Source organism: Streptomyces sp. NBC_01275, assembly GCF_026340655.1.
GTDB lineage: Bacteria > Actinomycetota > Actinomycetes > Streptomycetales > Streptomycetaceae > Streptomyces.
The window spans coordinates 1,630,205-1,649,217 of record NZ_JAPEOZ010000001.1 but is presented as its reverse complement, the minus strand read 5'-3'; the positions used below and the strand labels follow the sequence as shown (position 1 = coordinate 1,649,217).

Here is a 19,013-nt window from a genome sequence, read left to right as displayed (position 1 = left end):
CGGTCCTGTGAGGATGCGGCCATGAACCAGGATCCGGCCATGAAGGACACCCCGCCGCTCGCCGAGGGCTACGAGATCTCCACCGACCCCGCCCGCATCGACGCCGAGCGCGTGCACCGCTGGCTCTCCACCGACGCGTACTGGGCGCTCGGCCGCGCACGGGAGAAGCAGGACCGGGCGATCGCCGCGTCGCTGAACTTCGGGGTCTACGACTCGGCGTCGGGGGAGCAGGTCGCCTACGCGCGGGTCGTCACCGACCTCGCGACCTTCGCCTGGCTGTGCGACGTGTACGTCGACCCGACGGTGCGCGGCAAGGGGATCGGAACCTCCCTCGTGGCCGCCGTGCGCGAACACCTGCTGCCGCACGGACTGCGCCGCATCCTGCTCGCCACGGCCGACGCCCACGGGGTGTACGAGAAGGTCGGCTTCCGGGCGCTGGAGGATCCGGACCGGTGGATGGCGCTCATCCTGGAGCGGCCGCGCGCGTTTTCCGGCGACTTGTCCGGCACCTCCTGACCCGTCGGTAAGAATTCCCGCGCCAGCTCACCGACAGCTCTTGACCTGCGCACTTGCGCGGCTCACCATCGCCGCATGCCACTTCGGGTCACTTTCGTCGCAGCCGCGCGCAGCTCACCGCTGCTCGCGGAGCGCTTCGAGGACGACCGGCCGCTGGACACGGCCGGCTGGGACGAGGTGCAGCGAGCGGCCGCGGACCTGGTGCCGCTGGCCGCCGCCGAGCTGCGCTACTGCTCGCCGACCCCGCGCAGCCGCGCCACCGGGGACGTGCTCGGGTACGCCCCGCTGGTGCAGCTCGCCCTGCGGGACTGCGACATGGGCCGCTGGCGCGGTCTCACCCTCGGCGAGGCGATGGCCCGCGAGCCGGAGGCCGTGGACGCCTGGCTCGCCGATCCGCACGCCGTCCCGCACGGGGGCGAGTCGCTGCTGGCGTTCATCGCCCGGGTGGGCGGCTGGCTGGACACCCGGCCGGTGGGGGACGGCGACCGGATCGTCGCGGTGGCCGAGCCGTCGGTGATCCGCGCGGCCCTGGTGTACGCGCTGAAGGCGCCGGCCTCGACGTACTGGAACCTCGATGTGCGCCCGCTGTCGGCGACGACCGTCACCGGCCGGGGCGGGCGCTGGAACCTGCGTCTGGAGGGGGCGCCGGCTCAGCCCTCGCGGGCGTAGTCGGTGACGAGCAGGAGGTCCTTGGCGGGGCCGCCCACCCGCCAGACCGTCCGCCAGCGATCCGCGTCGCGGACGGTGAACTCGCCCCGGTAGAGGTCGGCGGCGCAGGGGTGGTCGGTGATGTGCCGCCCGGTCGTCAGGTCCAGGTCGTGGAAGGGGCGGCCGTCGGCGAACCGTACGTCCGCCGAACCCGGTGCCGTCCCGGGCAGGAACCGCAGTGTCCGCTCGGCGGGCCGGGAGACGCCCCGCCAGGTGAACGTGCCCGACTCGTGATGCAGCAGTCCGTCGCCCTCGCCGTATGGCCGGAAAGCGGTGACGCCGGTGAACCCGCCCTCGTCGCCGCTCGTGAGATCCCGGACGGACCGCTCGACCCGCCAGCTCCCGGCCAGATGGGCGAGCACGTCGGCGACTGGCCAGAACTCGTCCCTCGGCGTCTCTCTCCGCTCCATCCCCGTCCCTTCCGTTGCTGCGCGACCCATTGACGTGCTCCTGTCCCCTCCCTATCTTGCCGTCCGAAGTGCTGATCAATGTCCGATATTTCGAACATCTGTGAACGGTTCGACCGGCTGTGAGAACAGTTCGACCGTCTGTGAACAGAGAGCCGCGGAGCATCCATGTCACGCAGCACCACCCCCACCCGCTGGAGGCTGGGCCTCACCGCCACCGCCCTGCTGGCGGCCACCGCCCTCGTGCCCGTCCCCGCCCACGCCGAGGTCGTCACCGACTACTCCCTCACCGTCGACCCCACCGCCAAGGGCGCGAAGATCGACGACACGATGTACGGCGTCTTCTTCGAGGACATCAACCGGGCCGCCGACGGCGGTCTGTACGCCGAGCTCGTGCAGAACCGGTCCTTCGAGTACTCCACCGTCGACAACAAGGCGTACACCCCGCTGACCTCCTGGACGGTCGACGGCACGGCCCAGGTCCTGAACGACGCGGGCCGGCTCAACGACCGCAACCGCAACTACCTCTCCCTGAGCGCCGGTTCGGCCGTCACCAACGCCGGATACAACACCGGCGTCCGGGTCGAGCAGGGCGAGAAGTACGACTTCTCGGTGTGGGCCCGCGCCGACAGCGGCACCACGCTGACGGTGTCGTTGCAGGACGCCGACGGCGCCCTCGCCACCGCCCGCAAGGTGGCCGTGCGCAGCGGCGGCTGGGCGCGGTACAAGGCGACCTTCACCGCCACCCGCGCCGGCAGCGCCGGCCGCCTGACCGTCGCCTCCTCGGCCGCGACCGCCCTCGACATGGTGTCGCTGTTCCCGCGCGACACCTACAGGCACGAGCCCAACGGGCTGCGCAAGGACCTCGCCGAGAAGGTCGCCGCCCTGCATCCGGGCTTCGTCCGCTTCCCCGGCGGCTGCCTGGTCAACACCGGCTCCATGCAGGACTACAGCGAGGCCTCCGACTGGCAGCGGGCCCGCTCGTACCAGTGGAAGGACACCATCGGCCCGGTCGAGGAGCGCGCCACCAACTCCAACTTCTGGGGCTACAACCAGAGTTACGGCCTCGGCTACTACGAGTACTTCCGACTGGCCGAGGACGTCGGCGCCATGCCGTTGCCTGTGGTCCCGGCCCTGGTGACCGGCTGCGGCCAGAACAAGGCCGTCGCCGACGACGCCCTGCTCAAGCGGCACGTCCAGGACACGCTCGACCTCATCGAGTTCGCCAACGGCCCGGTCACCTCGACCTGGGGCAAGAAGCGCGCGGCGATGGGCCACCCCAAGCCCTTCCACCTCACCCATCTCGAGGTCGGCAACGAGGAGAACCTCCCGACCGAGTTCTTCGCCCGCTTCCAGCAGTTCCGCGCCGCGATCGAGGCGAAGTACCCGGACGTCACCGTCATCTCCAACTCGGGTCCCGACGACGCCGGTTCGACCTTCGACACGGCCTGGCAGCTCAACCGGGACGCCGACGTCGCGATGGTCGACGAGCACTACTACAACAGCCCGCAGTGGTTCCTGCAGAACAACGACCGCTACGACTCCTACGACAGGAACGGCCCGAAGGTCTTCCTCGGCGAGTACGCCTCCTGGGGCAACGCCTTCAAGAACGGCCTCGCCGAAGCGGCGTACATGACCGGCCTGGAACGCAACGCGGACGTCGTCAAACTCGCTTCCTACGCACCCCTGTTCGCCAACGAGGACTACGTCCAGTGGAGCCCGGACATGGTGTGGTTCAACAACCACGCCTCCTGGAACTCCGCCAACTACGAGGTCCAGAAGCTGTTCATGACCAACGTCGGCGACCGGGTGGTGCCCTCGACGGCCACCGGGACACCGGCCCTGCAAGGGCCCATCACCGGCGCCGTGGGCCTGTCGACGTGGGCGACCAGCGCGGCGTACGACGACGTGAAGGTGACCGGCGCGGACGGCGACCCGCTGCTGAGCGACGACTTCTCCGGTGACGCCTCGCGGTGGGCGCACACCGGCGGCGGCAGCTGGTCGCTCCAGGACGGGCAGTACGTGCAGACGGACACCGCCGCCGAGAACACCATGGTCTCGGCCGGCGACCCGGGCTGGCACGACTACGACCTGCATGTGAAGGCCACCAAGAAGTCCGGCAAGGAGGGCTTCCTCGTCGCCTTCGGCGTCAAGGACACCGGCAACTACTACTGGTGGAACCTGGGCGGCTGGAACAACACCCAGTCCGCCGTCGAGCAGGCCGTGGACGGGGGCAAGTCGACGCTGATCTCCAAGGCCGGCTCCGTCGAGACGGGCCGCGCCTACGACGTCGACGTCAAGGTGCGGGGCCGGCAGGTCACTCTCTACCTCGACGGCCAGGAGTGGGGCAGCTTCACCGACGACAAGCCGGCCGAGCCGTTCCGCCAGGTCGTGACCAAGGACAAGAAGACCGGCGACCTGATCGTCAAGGTCGTCAACGCCCAGTCCTCCGAGGCCCGCACGGCGATCGACCTCGGGGGCGCCGAGGTCGCGTCCAAGGCCCGCGTGACGACCCTGACCGCCGACCCGAACGCGGTCAACACCGAGACCGCGACCCCGGTCGCGCCGGTGAGGTCCACCTTCACCGGGGTCGCGGACAGGTTCACGTACACCTTCCCGGCGAACTCGATCACCTTCCTGCGGATCAAGCAGAAGTAGGAGAGGCGGGAGGGGCGGCGCCGGGCGGGCCCGGCGTTGCCCCTCCTGGGAGGTTAGGGCACCCTAAGTCGCGGGCAGGGTCGCTCCGGAGTCGCCGACGCCCCCGACGTCCCCGGCTCCCGGCATGGATTGCATAAACGTGCATCGAAACGTATAGTCATGCCGTCTAGGAGGAGGAGACCATGGCGGTACGAGCGGCAGTGGCCGGAGCGAGCGGGTATGCGGGCGGCGAGCTGCTGCGCCTGCTCCTGGCGCACCCCGAGGTCGAGATCGGCGCCCTGACCGGCAACTCCAACGCAGGACAGAAGCTGGGCGCGCTCCAGCCGCACCTGCTGCCGCTGGCCGGCCGGGTCCTGCAGGAGACCACCCCCGAGGCCCTCGCCGGGCACGAGGTCGTCTTCCTCGCCCTTCCGCACGGACAGTCCGCCGCCGTGGCCGAGCAGCTCGGCCCGGACGTCCTCGTCGTCGACATGGGCGCCGACTTCCGGCTGAAGAACGCCGCCGACTGGGAGCGGTTCTACGGCTCCCCGCACGCCGGCACCTGGCCCTACGGCCTTCCCGAACTGCCGGGCGGCCGCACCGCGCTGGAGGGGTCCAAGCGCATCGCGGTCCCCGGTTGCTACCCCACCGCCGTCTCGCTCGCGCTGTTCCCGGCGTACGCGGCGGGCCTGGCCGGGCAGGAGGCCGTGATCGTCGCCGCCTCCGGCACCTCCGGCGCGGGCAAGGCGCCCAAGCCGAACCTGCTGGGCTCCGAGGTCATGGGCTCCATGTCCCCGTACGGCGTAGGCGGCGGCCACCGGCACACGCCCGAGATGATCCAGAACCTCAGCGCGGCGGCCGGGGAGCCGGTCACCGTCTCCTTCACGCCGACGCTCGCGCCGATGCCCCGGGGCATCCTGGCGACGTGCAGCGTCTCCGCGAAGGACGGCGTCACCGCCGAGTCCGTCCGCGCCGCCTACGAGAAGGCCTTCGCCGACGAGCCCTTCGTCCACCTGCTGCCCGAGGGCCAGTGGCCGGCCACGGCGTCCGTCTACGGTTCCAACGCCGTTCAGGTACAGGTCGCGTACGACGAGGCCGTGGGCCGCATCATCGCCATCAGCGCCATCGACAACCTGACCAAGGGCACCGCGGGCGGTGCCGTCCAGAGCATGAACATCGCCCTCGGACTCCCCGAGGAGCTCGGTCTTTCCACGATCGGAGTCGCACCGTGAGCGTCACGGCAGCCAAGGGATTCACGGCGGCGGGCATCGCCGCCGGGATCAAGGAGAACGGCAACCCGGACCTGGCCCTGGTGGTCAACACCGGTCCGCGCCGCACCGCCGCGGGCGTCTTCACCTCCAACCGCGTCAAGGCCGCGCCGGTCCTGTGGTCCGAGCAGGTCCTGAAGGGCGGTCAGGTGTCCGCCGTCGTCCTCAACTCCGGCGGCGCCAACGCCTGCACGGGCCCGAAGGGCTTCCAGGACACGCACGCCACCGCCGAGAAGGTCGCCGACGTGCTCGGGCACAGCGCGGCCGAGGTCGCCGTCGCCTCCACCGGGCTGATCGGCCTGCTGCTCCCGATGGACAAGCTGCTCCCGGGAGTCGAGGCCGCGGCCGCCCAACTCTCCGAGCACGGCGGCGAGAAGGCCGCCATCGCCATCAAGACCACCGACACCGTCCACAAGACGTCCGTCGTGACGAAGGACGGCTGGACCGTCGGCGGCATGGCCAAGGGCGCGGGCATGCTCGCCCCCGGCCTGGCCACCATGCTCGTCGTCCTCACCACCGACGCCGACCTCGACGGCGAGACCCTGGACCGCGCGCTGCGCGCCGCCACCAAGGTCACCTTCGACCGCGTCGACTCCGACGGCTGCATGTCCACCAACGACACCGTGCTGCTGCTCGCCTCCGGCGCCTCCGAAGTCACCCCTCAGTACGCGGAGTTCGCCGCGGTTGTACGGACCGTCTGCGACGACCTCGGCCAGCAGCTCATCCGGGACGCGGAGGGCGCCAGCAAGGACATCAAGGTCGAGGTGATCAACGCGGCGAGCGAGGACGACGCCGTCGAGGTGGGCCGCTCCATCGCCCGCAACAACCTCCTCAAGTGCGCCATCCACGGCGAGGACCCCAACTGGGGCCGCGTCCTGTCGGCGATCGGCACCACGAAGGCCGCCTTCGAGCCCGACCGGTTGAACGTCGCCATCAACGGCGTCTGGGTCTGCAAGAACGGCGGCGTGGGCGAGGACCGCGAGAAGGTCGACATGCGCTACCGCGAGGTGCACATCGTCGCCGACCTGGCCGCCGGCGCGGAGACCGCCACCATCTGGACCAACGACCTCACCGCGGACTACGTCCACGAGAACAGCGCGTACTCGTCATGAGCACTACCCGCAAACACACCGCCCTGCCCAAGGCCCAGATCCTCATCGAGGCGCTGCCCTGGCTGACCCGGCACAACGGCAAGACCGTCGTCATCAAGTTCGGCGGCAACGCCATGATCGACGAGGACCTGAAGGCCGCCTTCGCGCAGGACGTCGTCTTCCTGCACCACGCCGGCCTCAAGCCCGTCGTCGTGCACGGCGGCGGCCCGCAGATCAGCGCCGCCCTCGACCAGCACGGCATCGTCAGCGAGTTCAAGGCCGGCCTGCGCGTCACCACCGAGGACGCCATGGACGTCGTACGGATGGTGCTGGCCGGGCAGGTCCAGCGCGAGCTGGTCGGACTGCTCAACCAACACGGGCCGCTGGCCGTGGGGTTGACCGGCGAGGACGCGCACACCATCACCGCCACCAAGCACCGGCCCGAGATCGACGGCGAGTTGGTCGACATCGGACGGGTCGGCGAGATCACCGCGATCGACACGGGCGCCATCGAGGCCCTGCTCGCCGACGGCCGCATCCCGGTCGTCTCGTCGATCGCCCGCTCCCAGGACGACGGACATGTCTACAACGTCAATGCTGATACGGCGGCTGCGGCACTCGCTGCGGCACTGGGCGCCGAAACCCTCATGGTCCTCACCGACGTCGAGGGCCTCTACGAGGACTGGCCGAACAGCGACGAGGTGATCAGCCGCCTCACCGCCTCCCAACTGGAGAAGCTGCTGCCGGAGTTGAGCTCCGGGATGGTCCCGAAGATGGAGGGCTGTCTGCACGCCGTACGCGGCGGCGTCACCACCGCCCGGGTCATCGACGGGCGCGTCCAGCACTCGATCCTGCTGGAGATCTTCACGGACGAGGGCATCGGCACGATGGTCGTCGCCGACGACCAGGAGAACAAGGACGAAGACGCGCAAGCGGACGAGCAAGAGGGGGAGTCGTCATGAGCAACCAGGAACTGACCGAGCGGTGGCAGGACTCGCTCATGAACAACTACGGCACCCCGAGGCTCCCGCTCGTCCGCGGCGAGGGCGCCCGGCTGTGGGACGCCGACGGCAAGGAGTACGTCGACTTCGTCGGCGGCATCGCCGTCAACGCGCTCGGCCACGCCCACCCGGCGGTCGTGGAGGCCGTGAGCAGCCAGATCGCCTCCCTCGGCCATGTCTCCAACCTGTTCATCGCCGAACCGCCCGTCGCCCTCGCCGAGCGGCTCCTGCGCTGCTTCGGCCGGGACGGCAAGGTGTTCTTCTGCAACTCCGGCGCCGAGGCCAACGAGGGCGCGTTCAAGATCGGCCGGCTCACCGGGCGGTCCCATATGGTCGCCACGCAGGGCGGCTTCCACGGCCGCACCATGGGCGCCCTCGCCCTCACCGGACAGCCCGGCAAGCAGGAGCCGTTCCTGCCGCTGCCCGGCGACGTCACCCACGTCCCGTACGGCGACGCGCAGGCGCTGGCCGCCGCGGTGACCGAGGAGACGGCCATCGTCGTCATCGAGCCCATCCAGGGCGAGAACGGCGTGGTCGTCCCGCCGGCGGGATATCTGAAGGCGGCCCGGGCGATCACCGCCGCGACCGGCTCGCTGCTGGTCCTCGACGAGGTGCAGACCGGCGTCGGGCGGTGCGGTCAGTGGTTCGAGTACCAGGCCCACGAGGGCGTCCTGCCGGACGTCGTGACCCTCGCCAAGGGCCTCGGCGGCGGGCTGCCGCTCGGCGCGACCGTCGCCTTCGGGCGGGCCGCGGACCTGCTCCAGCCCGGCCACCACGGCACGACGTTCGGCGGCAACCCCGTCGCCTGCGCCGCCGGGCTCGCCGTACTCGACACCATCGAGAACGAGGGGCTGCTGGAGAACGTCAAGCGGCAGAGCGAGCGGTTGCGGGACGGAATCGAGGGCCTCGGCCACCCGTTGATCGATTATGTCCGGGGCGCGGGCCTCCTCCTGGGTATCGTGCTCACGGGGCCGCTTGCGCCGCAGGTGCAGCAGGCGGCTCAGGAGGCCGGTTTCCTGGTGAACGCGCCCGCCCCCGACGTCGTACGGCTGATGCCGCCGCTGAACCTCGGCGACGACGCGGTGGAGGCGTTCCTCGGGGCGCTGCCCGGCATCCTCGACGCAGCCGCGCCGAGCGGGGACTGATGATCCGGAGAATGAGACGACGATGAGCCAGGCCCAGGACCATGAGCAGCCGGGCGAGCCGGGGGTCAACGGGCCTGCCGTGCCGCAGACCCGCACCGCGCGTCACCGCCGGATCGTGGACATTCTCAACCGGCAACCGGTGCGGTCGCAGAGCCAGTTGGCGAAGCTGCTGTCCGACGACGGGCTCAGCGTGACCCAGGCGACCCTCTCGCGGGACCTCGACGAGCTGAACGCGGTCAAGATCCGCAACAACGACGGTGACCTGATCTACGCGGTGCCCAGCGAGGGGGGTTTCCGGACCCCCCGGGCGCCGCTCGGGGAGTCGGCGAAGGAGGAGCGGATGCGGCGGCTCTCCCAGGAGCTGCTGATCTCCGCGGAGGCGTCGGCGAACCTCGTGGTCCTGCGGACCCCTCCGGGGGCTGCGCAGTTCCTGGCCTCGGCCATCGATCAGGCTGAGCTGCACGACATTCTGGGGACCATCGCGGGTGACGACACGTTGTTGTTGATCAGCCGGGAGGCCAGTGGGGGGCAGGCGTTGGCGGATCACTTGCTGCGGTTGGCTTCGCAGAACGGGCACTGAGGGAGGCGCGGGGGTGCGCTGCCGGCAGCGCCCACGCGGCGGAGCCGCACATCGGCACCGCCCCGCGCCCCTGGGCCGGGACAGTCCCGTCAGCCGCCTGGTCAGCCCAGTCGGCGGGCCAGCCCCCCGGTGCAGCGGACCTCGTCGCCCGCCGTGATCAGGAGGGCCTCCACGTCCGGCAGGGCCTCCAGCCAGCCCAGGGCCTCTCGGGAGCCCATGGCGAAGGCAGCCGTGGCCCAGCAGTCCGCCCAGGTCAGGCGGGGCGCCACGACCGTCACGGCGACCAGGTCCGTCACCGCGGAGCGGCCCGTGCGCGGGTCGACGATATGAGCGCCGCGCTCGGCCGTGCCGGACGTCGCGACCGCCAGCTCGTCGGCGCCCGCCGCGGAGACCACGGCCGCGAGACCGCCCGGCCGCAGCGGATCGGACACCCCGACGCGCCAGGGCCGGTCCGGCCCGGGGACGCCCAGCAGCTGTACGTCCCCGCCGCCGTTGACGCTGACCCCGCTCACGTCCGCCCGTTCGGTGATCAGCCGCGCCGCCCGTTCGGCGGCCCAGCCCTTGACGATCCCGGTCGGGTCGAGCCGGCCCTCGTAGCGCATGCTGAACCAGCCGTCGCTCGACCGCTCCGCCTCGGCGCCCAGCTCCAGCACCTCGGCCACCTCGGGATCGCACTCCCCGACGGTCAGCTCACCGCGTACCAGCCGGGAGACCTGGCTGTCCTCGCGGTAGGTGCTGAACACCTCGTTCACCCGGTGCAGGGACGCGATCGCCTCGTCCAGCGCCGCCCGCACCGCCCCGGGCTCCCCGCCGCGGACGTCGAAGGAGAACACGGTCCCCATGACCTCCTCCGCGTGCCGCACCGCGGCCGGAGCCGCCTCCGACTCGGTCACCGTGTCAGCCACCGGCCTGGTCCAGCGCGGACTGCAGGGACTTCTTGTAGCCCTCGCTGGTGTAGGTCGCGCCGGACACCGAGTCGATGTCCGCGCTGCCGGCGGCCACCGCGGCCGCGTTGAGCTTGGGGACGGACAGCGCGGTCTTCTGGTCGCTGGTGCCCCCCTTGGGCGCCTGCACGGCCTCCGCCTTGGTGATCTTCCCGTTAGCGACGGTGATCCTGACCTGCACGGGTCCGTACTGCGTCTGCGAGACGGTGCCGGTGACGGTACGGGCCTGCGCGGCCCCCGACGACCCGGAAGACCCGGAGGGGGACGATCCCGAGGGTGACGCGGAGGGGGACGTCGACGCCGAACCGGAGCCCGAAGACGACGAAGTCGCGCTCGCGTTCGCCTTGTCGATCGCCGACTGGAGCGACTTCTTGTAGCCCTCGCTGGTGTACGTCGCCCCGGACACCGTGTCGACGTCCGCGCTCTGCTTGGTCACCACGGCCGCGTTGAGCTTGGGGACGGAGAGTTCGGTCTTCTGGTCGCTGGTGCCGCCCTTGGGCGCCTGGACGGCCTCCGACTTGGTGATCTTGTTGTTGACGACGGTGATCCGGACCTGCACGGCCCCGTACTGGGTCTGCGTCACGTCACCGGTGAAGGTGCCGGAGACCGGCTGGGCGGTGCCGGAGCCCTGGGAGGACCCCGCGCTCGCCTTCATCTTGTCGATCGCGGACTGGAGGGACTTCTTGTAGCCCTCGCTGGTGTAGGTCGCGCCGGACACCGTGTCGATGTCCGCGCTCTGCTGGGTGACCGCGGCCGCGTTGAGCTTGGGGACGGAGAGTTCGGTCTTCTGGTCGCTGGTGCCGCCCTTGGGCGCCTGGACGGCCTCCGACTTGGTGATCTTGCCGTTGGCGACGGTGATCCGGACCTGCACGGTCCCGTACTGCGTCTGCTCCGCGTCACCGGTGATCGTCCCCGACACGGTCGCCCCGGCTCCGCCCTGGGCGGCTTCCTGGGCTGTCGCGCCGGCGCCCGCGGCCTGGGTCGCCCCCGGGTCGGACGACGGCTTCAGCGACAGCAGCAGCACGACCCCGGACACGGTGGCGACGGTGGCGAGCACGACGCGCCGAAGAGGGTGGCTCTTCCTCATCTCTTCCTGAGCTCCTGATTCCCGTAGGTGGCGAGGTTCCCGTGAGTACGGGTCGCTCACATCTCGAACGACTCGTGGTGGATACGGCGGGCGGGGACCCCGGCGCCGCGCAGGGCCTCGAACACCCCCTGGGCGAAGCCGTTCGGCCCGCACATGAAGACGTCGTGGTCGTCGATGTCGGGGATCTTCCGCTGGAGGGACTCCGCCGAGATGTCGGGGCGCTCCCCGTCGGGGCTGTTGACCGCGTACATCAGCCGCGCCCCGCGCTCGTCGGCGATCTTCGCCAGCTCGTCCCACAGGGCGAGGTCCTGGGTGCTGTTGGCCCGGTAGAGGAGGGTGATGTCGCCGGGCGCGCCCGGCAGCGTCTCGAACAGCGTCCGCATCGGCGTGATGCCCACGCCGCCGGCGACCAGCAGCACCTTGCCACGGCTGCGCCGGGACGCGGTCATCGCGCCGTACGGACCCTCGGCCCACACCTTCGTGCCGGGCCGCAGCTCCCGCAGCGCCGCGGTGTGGTCGCCGATCGCCTTGACCGTGATCCGCAGCAGCTCGGGGCGGGGGTTCGCCGACAGCGAGTACGGGTGGGAGCTGAAGCGCATGCCCGGGGCGAGGAACCGCCACCGGAAGAACTGCCCGGCCTCCGCGCCGATCCGGTGCAGCTTGCGCCCGCCGATCAGCACGGACACGATGCCCGGCGTCTCCTCGATGACCGCCTCGACGTACATGCGGTGCCGCAGGTTCAGCCGGATCGGGGTGATGATGCGGTACCAGACGACCAGCGCCGTGACCGACCCGTACAGCCCGTACCAGACGGTCTTCGCGGCGGGCTCGATGGCGAACTCGTTGCCGGTGGTGATCTGGTGCCAGAACGTCAGGTACACGGCCGCGTACGTCATCAGATGGATGTGGTACCAGGTGTCGTACGGCATCAGGCGGCGCACCGGGCCGATCGACACCACGCCGATGAGCAGCAGCAGACCGGTGCCGATGGCGGCCTTGCCCATGTCCGGCAGCTGGTTCACCGAGTCGATCGTCTGCTGGACGATGTCGCCGAGCGACTTGCCGGCCTGCAGCGCGTACCCCCACATGATGAGGAAGACGTGTGCGAAGACCAGGCAGAGCGTGTAGCGGCCGCTCATCGCGTGCCAGCGCGCCACCCGGTCCGAGCCCACCCGACGCTCCAGGGCCGGCACCCGCGCCATCTGCAGCACGACGAGCGCCATCAGGTACCCGGCGAGCATGCCGGTGATCCGTCCCGCGTTGAGGATCTTGCTGTTGTCGTCCGCGATGGACGGCGTGTTGCTCCACCACAGCCACAGCACGCCCGCCGCGCCCGCCCAGACGGCGAGCAGCAGCGGGACGGCCGGGGAGCGGCGCGGACGGATGCGGCGCATCGTCTGGCGGCGGGCGGCACGGCCGCCGGCGATCGTCGTGGTCACGGTTCCTCCGTGGGTACGGACCCTTGGCCCTCAGGTACGTGCCTCGACCGCTTTGTGTTCAGCGCGGACGCGGTGGACTGGAGTGACCGCCGGTAACCGGTAGACCATAAGCCATCGGGCACAGGTCAGAAGTCATTGGTCAGGGGGCGGGGTCGCACGCCGCGACCGGAACCACCGACGTCACGGTGCGCACCGCCAGCACGGTCCGTACGGTCTTCTCGTCGTCCCGCGTTCGCAGCACCACGCCGTCCGGTCCCGCGCCGAGGAACTCCCCGCACCGCTCGCCGCTCGTCGTCGTGACCCGCACCAGGTGATCCGGCGGCGAGCCGGTGGTCGTCCAGGCGACGACGACCGCGCCGCTCACCAGCACGATCCCGGCCACACAGCACACGCCGGCGCGCCGCAGATCCCGGGTGACCCGAACCGTCTCGTCCTCGGTCCACCGGCGCAGGGCCTGCCCGGCCAGCAGCGTCCGGCTTCCCGGACGGCCGTGGGCGGCCCGCACGGCGAGCATCGAGCCGACGACCAGCAGCACGAAGGCGACGCCGAGCGACGCGGTGGCGATGTGCCGTGCGGTGGGCGGGAGTTGGGAGAGGTCGTCGCGGCCTTTCAGCGTGACGAGGACCGCGAGAAGCGCGGTGAGACCGGTCAGCCCGGTACGCCAGCCCTCCGCCTGCTTCCTGAGCTCCGAGAGCTGGGAGAACTCCAACTCGCGGGCCAGCTGGGACCAGCGGCGGTCGGACTGGGGGGTCATGGGGTGCCGTTCGGGGCGGGAGGGGGTGGCGGGGTCGGCGTACCGATGCGCCAGCTCGCTCCGCAGCCGGTGAAGGGGGCGTCCGGCGGGACGTTCGCGTGCGGATGCCCGCACTCGCAGAAGTGGACCTCCTGTGTCAGCAGGTCGGCCTCCGCGGCTGCGTCGGGTGCGGGGTGGCGGCCGGTGAGCCAGGAGCGCAGGCCCTTGGTGCCGGTGCCGGGGGCGCCGTAGCGGTACTCCGTTGTCGTTCTGCCGTGGCAGCGGGGGCAGGCTCCCTCGACCACGACGGCCTGTCCGTCGGCGGAGGGGGTTCGGGTGAAGGGGGCGGCTGCCTGGCCCATGTCCTGTTCGGCGTAGGGGATGGCGAAGTCGTGGGTCGGGGGTTGAGTCATGTGCGTGGGTCTCGTTCTTCGCTCAGAGGGACCACCAGGTCGAACATCTCGGCGTAGAGCTGCAGTCGGCCCCTGATCCATTCCTCGCCCTCGCCGGTCGCCTCTGCGGCGAGTTCGATGTGGCGTGGCGTCACCGTGCCCTCGACCGCCGGGAGCCGGCCGTCGAAGTACTGGGTGAGCAGGGTGAGGTCCTGCCAGCAGGGCACGGTCTCCGTGTCGGGGGCGGTGGGCAGGGGGCGGGGTGTGGGACAGAAGGGTAGGTAAGGGGTGATGCGGCGGATGGTGTGGGAGACGGGTTCGCCCAGGCGGGCGGCGAGGGAGACCAGGTCGAGGGGGGTGTAGGGGGAGTCGGCAGGGGTGAGGCGGTGTTCGGTGTCCAGGGCCAGGACGTCCCAGTCGTCCGGCACCTCTCCGCCGAGTGCCCCCAGTTCCTCCACGCTGAGCTTGGGGAGGATCGCGCCGAGGGCGCGGAACCTGGCCAGCTGCTCGTACGCGTCGGCGGGGGCGAGGGCGAGCTTCCGGGCGTAGCGGGCCAGGGCCACGGGTGTCAGGCGCGTCCAGTGCGGTGTTCCGGCATCGCTGTAGCGCGAGTCGTAGGTGCAGAGTGCGTCGCACAGCTCCGAGGAGGGGCGGCTGCGCGCGAGGGAGGCCGGGAGCGGCGGAACTGCGAGTCCGAAGGAGGGGGCGTGCTCGGCGGCGAGGTTCCACACCTCGTCCAGCGGCTCCTGCAAGTGCATGGCGGCGTTCACGAGAACGGCCGACGTCAGGTCCCCGGCGGGGAAGTCGTGCTCGTCCAGTGCCGCGTCCTTGCCCGAGAACAGGTAGCGGACGCGCAGACCCAGGGTGTGCCACGAGAAGCTGATCCGGTGATCATCGGGTACGGAGACGCCCACGGCCCGCAGGTCATCGACCCGTTCGTCCGCGACCATACCGTCCATGTGGGCGAAGTAGAGGTCTTCCAGATCGATCCCGCTCTCCAGCGCGAGCTCGAATTCCCGAACGAGTCTCTCGACGCTCCGCGCGGTATCGAAGGAGGGAATCACCGTGCCGTCCAACCGGTCTTCGGCGTAACGCCGTTCGTGGGTCAGGCCCAACGCCGCGGAGATTTCGGACAGTCGTTGCTCCGCCTCGGCGAGGGAGACGCGCAGCATCCCCGCGCTGTAGACGGTGGCAGCCCAGTCCAGCCGTAGACGCCCGTCGGCCGTGCGGGAAGTGAAGTGGTCCACGATCTTTCCGGTCTCGTCGTCCAGTTCCCGCCAGGGGGCGATCTCCACAGGCGAAGGAACCGTCCAGCCGAGCCAGCTGAACTCCGACAGCCTCGCCAGCACCTCCGACATGGGTGTTCCGTCACGACGACACACCTCACGGATGTCAGCGGGGCCGGCCACCCGACGCATCTGATGGCTGTAGGGCGCCCCCACGAACAGACAGTCGATCTCGGCTTCGGTGCAGACGTGGTTCACATGGCGCGCCGGCGGAGAGGGAACCGACAGGGAGTGAAGCGGAGCGAAGCGAGCCAGCGAATCGACCAGCCTGCCCAGGGGCACGCTCAGTCTTTCCGATGCCAGAACCAGGCCTCCCAGGTCGTCGGCGCGGTTCCCGTTCACGGCGATGCGGGTGGGCGCCTGCCGTACCGACTCGGACGCGCCGCTCAGTGTTCGGGCCACGATGACATCCGGCATACCGGGAATCCATGCCAGTCCGTTCTCTCCGCTGGTGGGAGGCGGTGAGAACTGCGGGTGAGCGATGCGCAGTCTGCGCAGACGCCGCAGCAACTCGACAAGGGGCATCCGGTGCTCAGCGGCGAAACTCACGATGTCGCGCCAGGAACCGAGTGCCTTCAACGAGAGGTCGGCGTCTCCGGGCGACGGCACCGGATGGCCGGCGAGGCTGTGAGGCGGCACCGACTTACGGGTTTTCGGGGACCGCCCGAGGACGGCGTCGCGCCATGGCAGCGTCCGACCGCTGTTGCCGCTGTCGCGCGCGACGTGATCGAGGTGGAACCAACCCACCGTGTCCAGCGACAGAGAGCCACCGTTCCCCCAGGCCAGGGTGACGTCCTTGCCCCGCCACTCCTCGTCGAGCACCTGAGCCACGTGCAGGCTTCGCTGCTCGAGCTCTGCCGTCCATCTCGCCGTCAACCGCGACCACCCGGCCAACGGCCCAGCGCCCAGCCGCCACTGCTCCCGCGCCCACTCCTGGTCGAAGTCCTGGAGTTCCGTACGGTTCACGCTGAGCTTCCCCGCATAGGGCCCCGTCAGGTTCAACACATACCCGAACGGCGTCTCGTCGGTCACGATCCCGTCGCACAGGACGTTCCCCGCGCCGGTGACCCACCACAACGCCCCGGGCACCGCCTCCAGCGACTCTCCCGTATCGCTCTCCTCCGGACCCTGAAGCACCCCAGGCTCCCACCGATGCCCGAACCCCTCCTCGTCCGAGGTCTCCACCCCGAACTCACTGACCCGCACCAGCTCCCGCAGTACCCGAGTGCAGGAAAGCCCCTCCGAAGCCGCCCCTTCGCGCAGATACAGCCGCACCCGGGTGCCCCCCTCGGGCAGCGCGTCCTCCGGCCCGCTGTGCCGTCGGATGCGGAACAGGCTGCCGCTGCTGGGGATGTCGACCCGAAGGGCATGCTCGGCGGGGATGCCGTCGGGGCTGACATGACGGGTCACGATCGTCATCTCGTCGGCGAGCATGAAGTAGCTGAACACGCCGATGCCGAAACGGCTGTTGGGGTAGAGCCGCAGGGAACGGTCGTGCCGCAGCCAGCGCGACTGCTCCCGGCGGAAGGACTTGGACCGCTCGAAGCGGCTGCCGGCACGGGTGAAGGTGTGGGTGAGCAGTTCCGCGCTCATGCCCACGCCGTTGTCCCGGCACTCGACGTACCGGCCGCGTTCGTCCACGCCCTGGGTGAAGCTGATCCGCCCGCTCCAGTCGGCGGGACGGGCGTCGCTGCTCGTGAGGTACTTCCACCGCATCGCGCGGTACCGGCAGGCGTCCATGGCGTTCTGGTACAGCTCGCGCAGCGCGAGGCTCGGCTCGCCGCCGTACAACTGCTCGCCCATCAGCAGCTCCCGCACCTCGGCCTGGGCGAGATGGAAGCGCAGCAGCGGCACCTCGTACGGCTCCTGTCCGCCGCCGGTCCGCGCGGGGCGCAGGTCGCGGTCGGTGACGCGGGTGGGCACGGCGGTGAGCAGGTCGGCCTCGGGGCCCCGCAGCTCGGCGGCCCGGTCGTGGATCTGCGCGACGAGCTGGTCCGCCTCGTCCGCGACCTCGGTGAGCGCGGCGTGCACGGCCTGGTGCGGACAGGGCGCGTCCAGATGCAGCGTCGCGTGCTCCCGCTCCCAGCTCAGCCCGTGCGCGATGGCGACGACGTGCTGGGGCAGGACCGGATCCGTCACGGCCAGGTGCTCGGCCACGATCTCGGGGAACGTCCGCACGTCCACCGCCAGGACGGCCGCGAGCCGCAGCAGCGCGGTCAGGGGGCGGATCCGCAGGAGCTGGGGTCCGTCGGGCAGGACCACCTTGCCCGGAACCCGGCCGGACAGACCGTCGGGCAGTTCGTCCAGGCCCATGCCCGAGGCCGCCGCGCAGAGCAGCTCCGCCACCTCGTGCACCCGGTCGGACGTGACGCCCAGGGACGAGATCAGGGACTCGGCCGGGCCCGTCGGCACCGGCTCGTCGTCGGTCTCGAAGCGGTCGGCGATCCAGCGGTGCACCAGCCACATGGTGACCGCGGTCTCGTCCTCCACCCGGTCGCGGGCCCGGCACTGGTCCGCCTTGCGCACCAGACGCGGGTGCTGGTCACAGACCTGCTCATAGTGTCTGCGGTGGGCGCCGGAGCCCGGACGCCGGTCCGGGAGGTACGGGTCGATCTCGACGGCCTGGCTCAACCGGTCGGCCCAGGCGGCCTCCCGCAGGAACGGCGCGGCGACGAGGAACGCCGCCTCGACCGCGGACAGCACACCCTCCGCGGGCGCCACCTGGGGCAACCGCGAGCCGACCAGACGGGCCGGAAACGTCTCGTCGGACCAGGGGTCGGGGCGCGGCAGCCGGGCCTGGGCCAGATGCAGCATCCGGGCGCACGACTCCACGAAGGCGGCCACGCGCTCCTGGAATCCAGGCACCAGGGCCTGGTCCTCCGGTCGTACCCGCCCCCACAGCTGCGTCTCGCGCGCCGCCCGCAGCCAGGTCTCCAGCAGCGGCCGGCCCTCGCAGATCTCCGTCCCGCGCGTCGTCGTCTCGGCGTTGGTGCCGTAGCGGATCCGTGCCGTCTGGGTCAGCCCGTGCCGACGCGCGGCCGCGGCGGTCCGGGCGCGGGCCATGGCGAAGACCTCTTCGACGGTCCGCGCGGAGGTCAACGGGGCCAGCGCCTCGGCCAGTCCACGGGTGAAGAAGCTCCCCTCGGAGCTGAAACCGCTGCGCTCGCCGGCGGAGCACGCCGTCAGCACGGCGAAGCCGCCGTTCGGCGGGCCGTTGTCGATGCCGTTGCCGAACGCCACCTCGTCGGCGCCGAGATCCGTACGGCAGGCGTCGATCAGCCAGAGCACCGTGCCGGCCGTGCACTCCTCCAGCAGCGGGCTGATGTTCGCCGGCAGCAGGGAGTTCACGTACGGCTTGCGCCAGACCCCGTCGCGCGGCGGGTTGGCATCGGCGGGGACGAGGTAGTCGGTGCCGCCGACCCGGATGCCGTGGCCGGTGAAGTACAGCAGCAGTGTGCCGTCGGCCGGCATGTCACTGGCGACCTCGTAGAGCCTCCCGCTGATCCGGCTGAGCCCCGCGTCGCGCAGGACCTCCACCTCGTAGCCGGCCCCGCCCAACACCGAGTCCATCAGCCGCAGATCGGCCTCGACGGCCTCGTCCAGCGGATCCGGTGCATCCCGTGCATCCAGCGAATCCCGTGCATCCAGCGAATCCCGTGCATCCAGGGGGTTCAACAACCCGCCTGTGGTTGGCGCTTGACCGACTCCGATCAGCAGCGCCCTTCGTGCTTGTCCCATGTGCCCTCCCCGCGAGGACCATGATGACACCCGGCGCCGAC

General features: G+C 70.9%; 15 protein-coding genes. 8 read left to right on the top strand and 7 right to left on the bottom strand.

The features are described 5' to 3' along the window. Nucleotides 1-39: 39 nt before the first annotated feature. Nucleotides 40-516: a GNAT family N-acetyltransferase gene (locus tag OG562_RS06985; RefSeq protein ID WP_266409081.1), complete on the top strand. Its 477-nt coding sequence runs from the start codon at nucleotides 40-42 to the stop codon at nucleotides 514-516. A gap of 75 nt (nucleotides 517-591) precedes the next feature. Then, the gene (locus OG562_RS06980; protein ID WP_266394855.1) at nucleotides 592-1,185 is read left to right on the top strand and encodes a histidine phosphatase family protein; all 594 of its coding nucleotides are present in this window, start codon (nucleotides 592-594) and stop codon (nucleotides 1,183-1,185) included. Here the strand turns inward: OG562_RS06980 and OG562_RS06975 are convergent. Next, entirely contained in the window at nucleotides 1,167-1,634 is a 468-nt protein-coding gene (locus tag OG562_RS06975; protein WP_266394853.1) for a DUF6314 family protein, read from the bottom strand. The genes OG562_RS06980 and OG562_RS06975 overlap by 19 nt on opposite strands. 165 nt (nucleotides 1,635-1,799) lie before the next feature. Here OG562_RS06975 and OG562_RS06970 point away from each other — a divergent pair, with 165 nt between their 5' ends. From OG562_RS06970 to OG562_RS06945, 6 genes are all read left to right on the top strand, one after another. After that, complete coding sequence (locus OG562_RS06970) at nucleotides 1,800-4,289, top strand: alpha-L-arabinofuranosidase C-terminal domain-containing protein (RefSeq protein ID WP_266394850.1); 2,490 nt, start codon at nucleotides 1,800-1,802, stop codon at nucleotides 4,287-4,289. 182 nt (nucleotides 4,290-4,471) lie between these two features. Beyond that, nucleotides 4,472-5,500, top strand: a complete 1,029-nt coding sequence (gene argC, locus OG562_RS06965) for an N-acetyl-gamma-glutamyl-phosphate reductase (RefSeq protein WP_266394847.1) — start codon at nucleotides 4,472-4,474, stop codon at nucleotides 5,498-5,500. Next, nucleotides 5,497-6,648, top strand: a complete 1,152-nt coding sequence (gene argJ / locus OG562_RS06960; protein WP_266394844.1) for a bifunctional glutamate N-acetyltransferase/amino-acid acetyltransferase ArgJ — start codon at nucleotides 5,497-5,499, stop codon at nucleotides 6,646-6,648. Before argC ends, argJ begins: the two co-directional genes overlap by 4 nt. Then, nucleotides 6,645-7,589, top strand: coding sequence for an acetylglutamate kinase (gene argB, locus OG562_RS06955; RefSeq protein WP_266394842.1), 945 nt, complete (start codon nucleotides 6,645-6,647; stop codon nucleotides 7,587-7,589). The genes argJ and argB overlap by 4 nt, the downstream gene beginning before the upstream one ends. Continuing rightward, entirely contained in the window at nucleotides 7,586-8,773 is a 1,188-nt protein-coding gene (locus tag OG562_RS06950) for an acetylornithine transaminase (protein WP_266394840.1), read from the top strand. Before argB ends, OG562_RS06950 begins: the two co-directional genes overlap by 4 nt. A gap of 22 nt (nucleotides 8,774-8,795) precedes the next feature. Further along, the gene (locus OG562_RS06945) at nucleotides 8,796-9,353 is read left to right on the top strand and encodes an arginine repressor (RefSeq protein WP_266394837.1); all 558 of its coding nucleotides are present in this window, start codon (nucleotides 8,796-8,798) and stop codon (nucleotides 9,351-9,353) included. A gap of 101 nt (nucleotides 9,354-9,454) precedes the next feature. Here OG562_RS06945 and OG562_RS06940 read toward each other — a convergent pair whose 3' ends face one another. The 6 genes from OG562_RS06940 to OG562_RS06915 all read right to left on the bottom strand — a co-directional run bounded on the left by OG562_RS06940 (nucleotide 9,455) and on the right by OG562_RS06915 (nucleotide 18,909). Further along, the gene (locus OG562_RS06940) at nucleotides 9,455-10,195 is read right to left on the bottom strand and encodes an FAD:protein FMN transferase (protein ID WP_266409078.1); all 741 of its coding nucleotides are present in this window, start codon (nucleotides 10,193-10,195) and stop codon (nucleotides 9,455-9,457) included. Between the two features lie 55 nt (nucleotides 10,196-10,250). Further along, nucleotides 10,251-11,384 (bottom strand): FMN-binding protein, encoded by a 1,134-nt coding sequence (locus OG562_RS06935; protein ID WP_266394835.1) that lies wholly within the window; start codon nucleotides 11,382-11,384, stop codon nucleotides 10,251-10,253. Between the two features lie 56 nt (nucleotides 11,385-11,440). After that, nucleotides 11,441-12,823 carry a ferredoxin reductase family protein gene (locus tag OG562_RS06930; RefSeq protein WP_266394833.1) on the bottom strand — a complete coding sequence of 461 codons (1,383 nt, stop codon included), beginning with the start codon at nucleotides 12,821-12,823 and terminating at the stop codon, nucleotides 11,441-11,443. A gap of 139 nt (nucleotides 12,824-12,962) precedes the next feature. Then, nucleotides 12,963-13,577, bottom strand: a complete 615-nt coding sequence (locus OG562_RS06925) for a hypothetical protein (RefSeq protein ID WP_266394831.1) — start codon at nucleotides 13,575-13,577, stop codon at nucleotides 12,963-12,965. Continuing rightward, complete coding sequence (locus tag OG562_RS06920; protein ID WP_266394829.1) at nucleotides 13,574-13,969, bottom strand: hypothetical protein; 396 nt, start codon at nucleotides 13,967-13,969, stop codon at nucleotides 13,574-13,576. Before OG562_RS06920 ends, OG562_RS06925 begins: the two co-directional genes overlap by 4 nt. Next, nucleotides 13,966-18,909: a caspase family protein gene (locus tag OG562_RS06915; protein WP_266394825.1), complete on the bottom strand. Its 4,944-nt coding sequence runs from the start codon at nucleotides 18,907-18,909 to the stop codon at nucleotides 13,966-13,968. Before OG562_RS06915 ends, OG562_RS06920 begins: the two co-directional genes overlap by 4 nt. Between the last annotated feature and the right edge of the window lie 104 nt (nucleotides 18,910-19,013).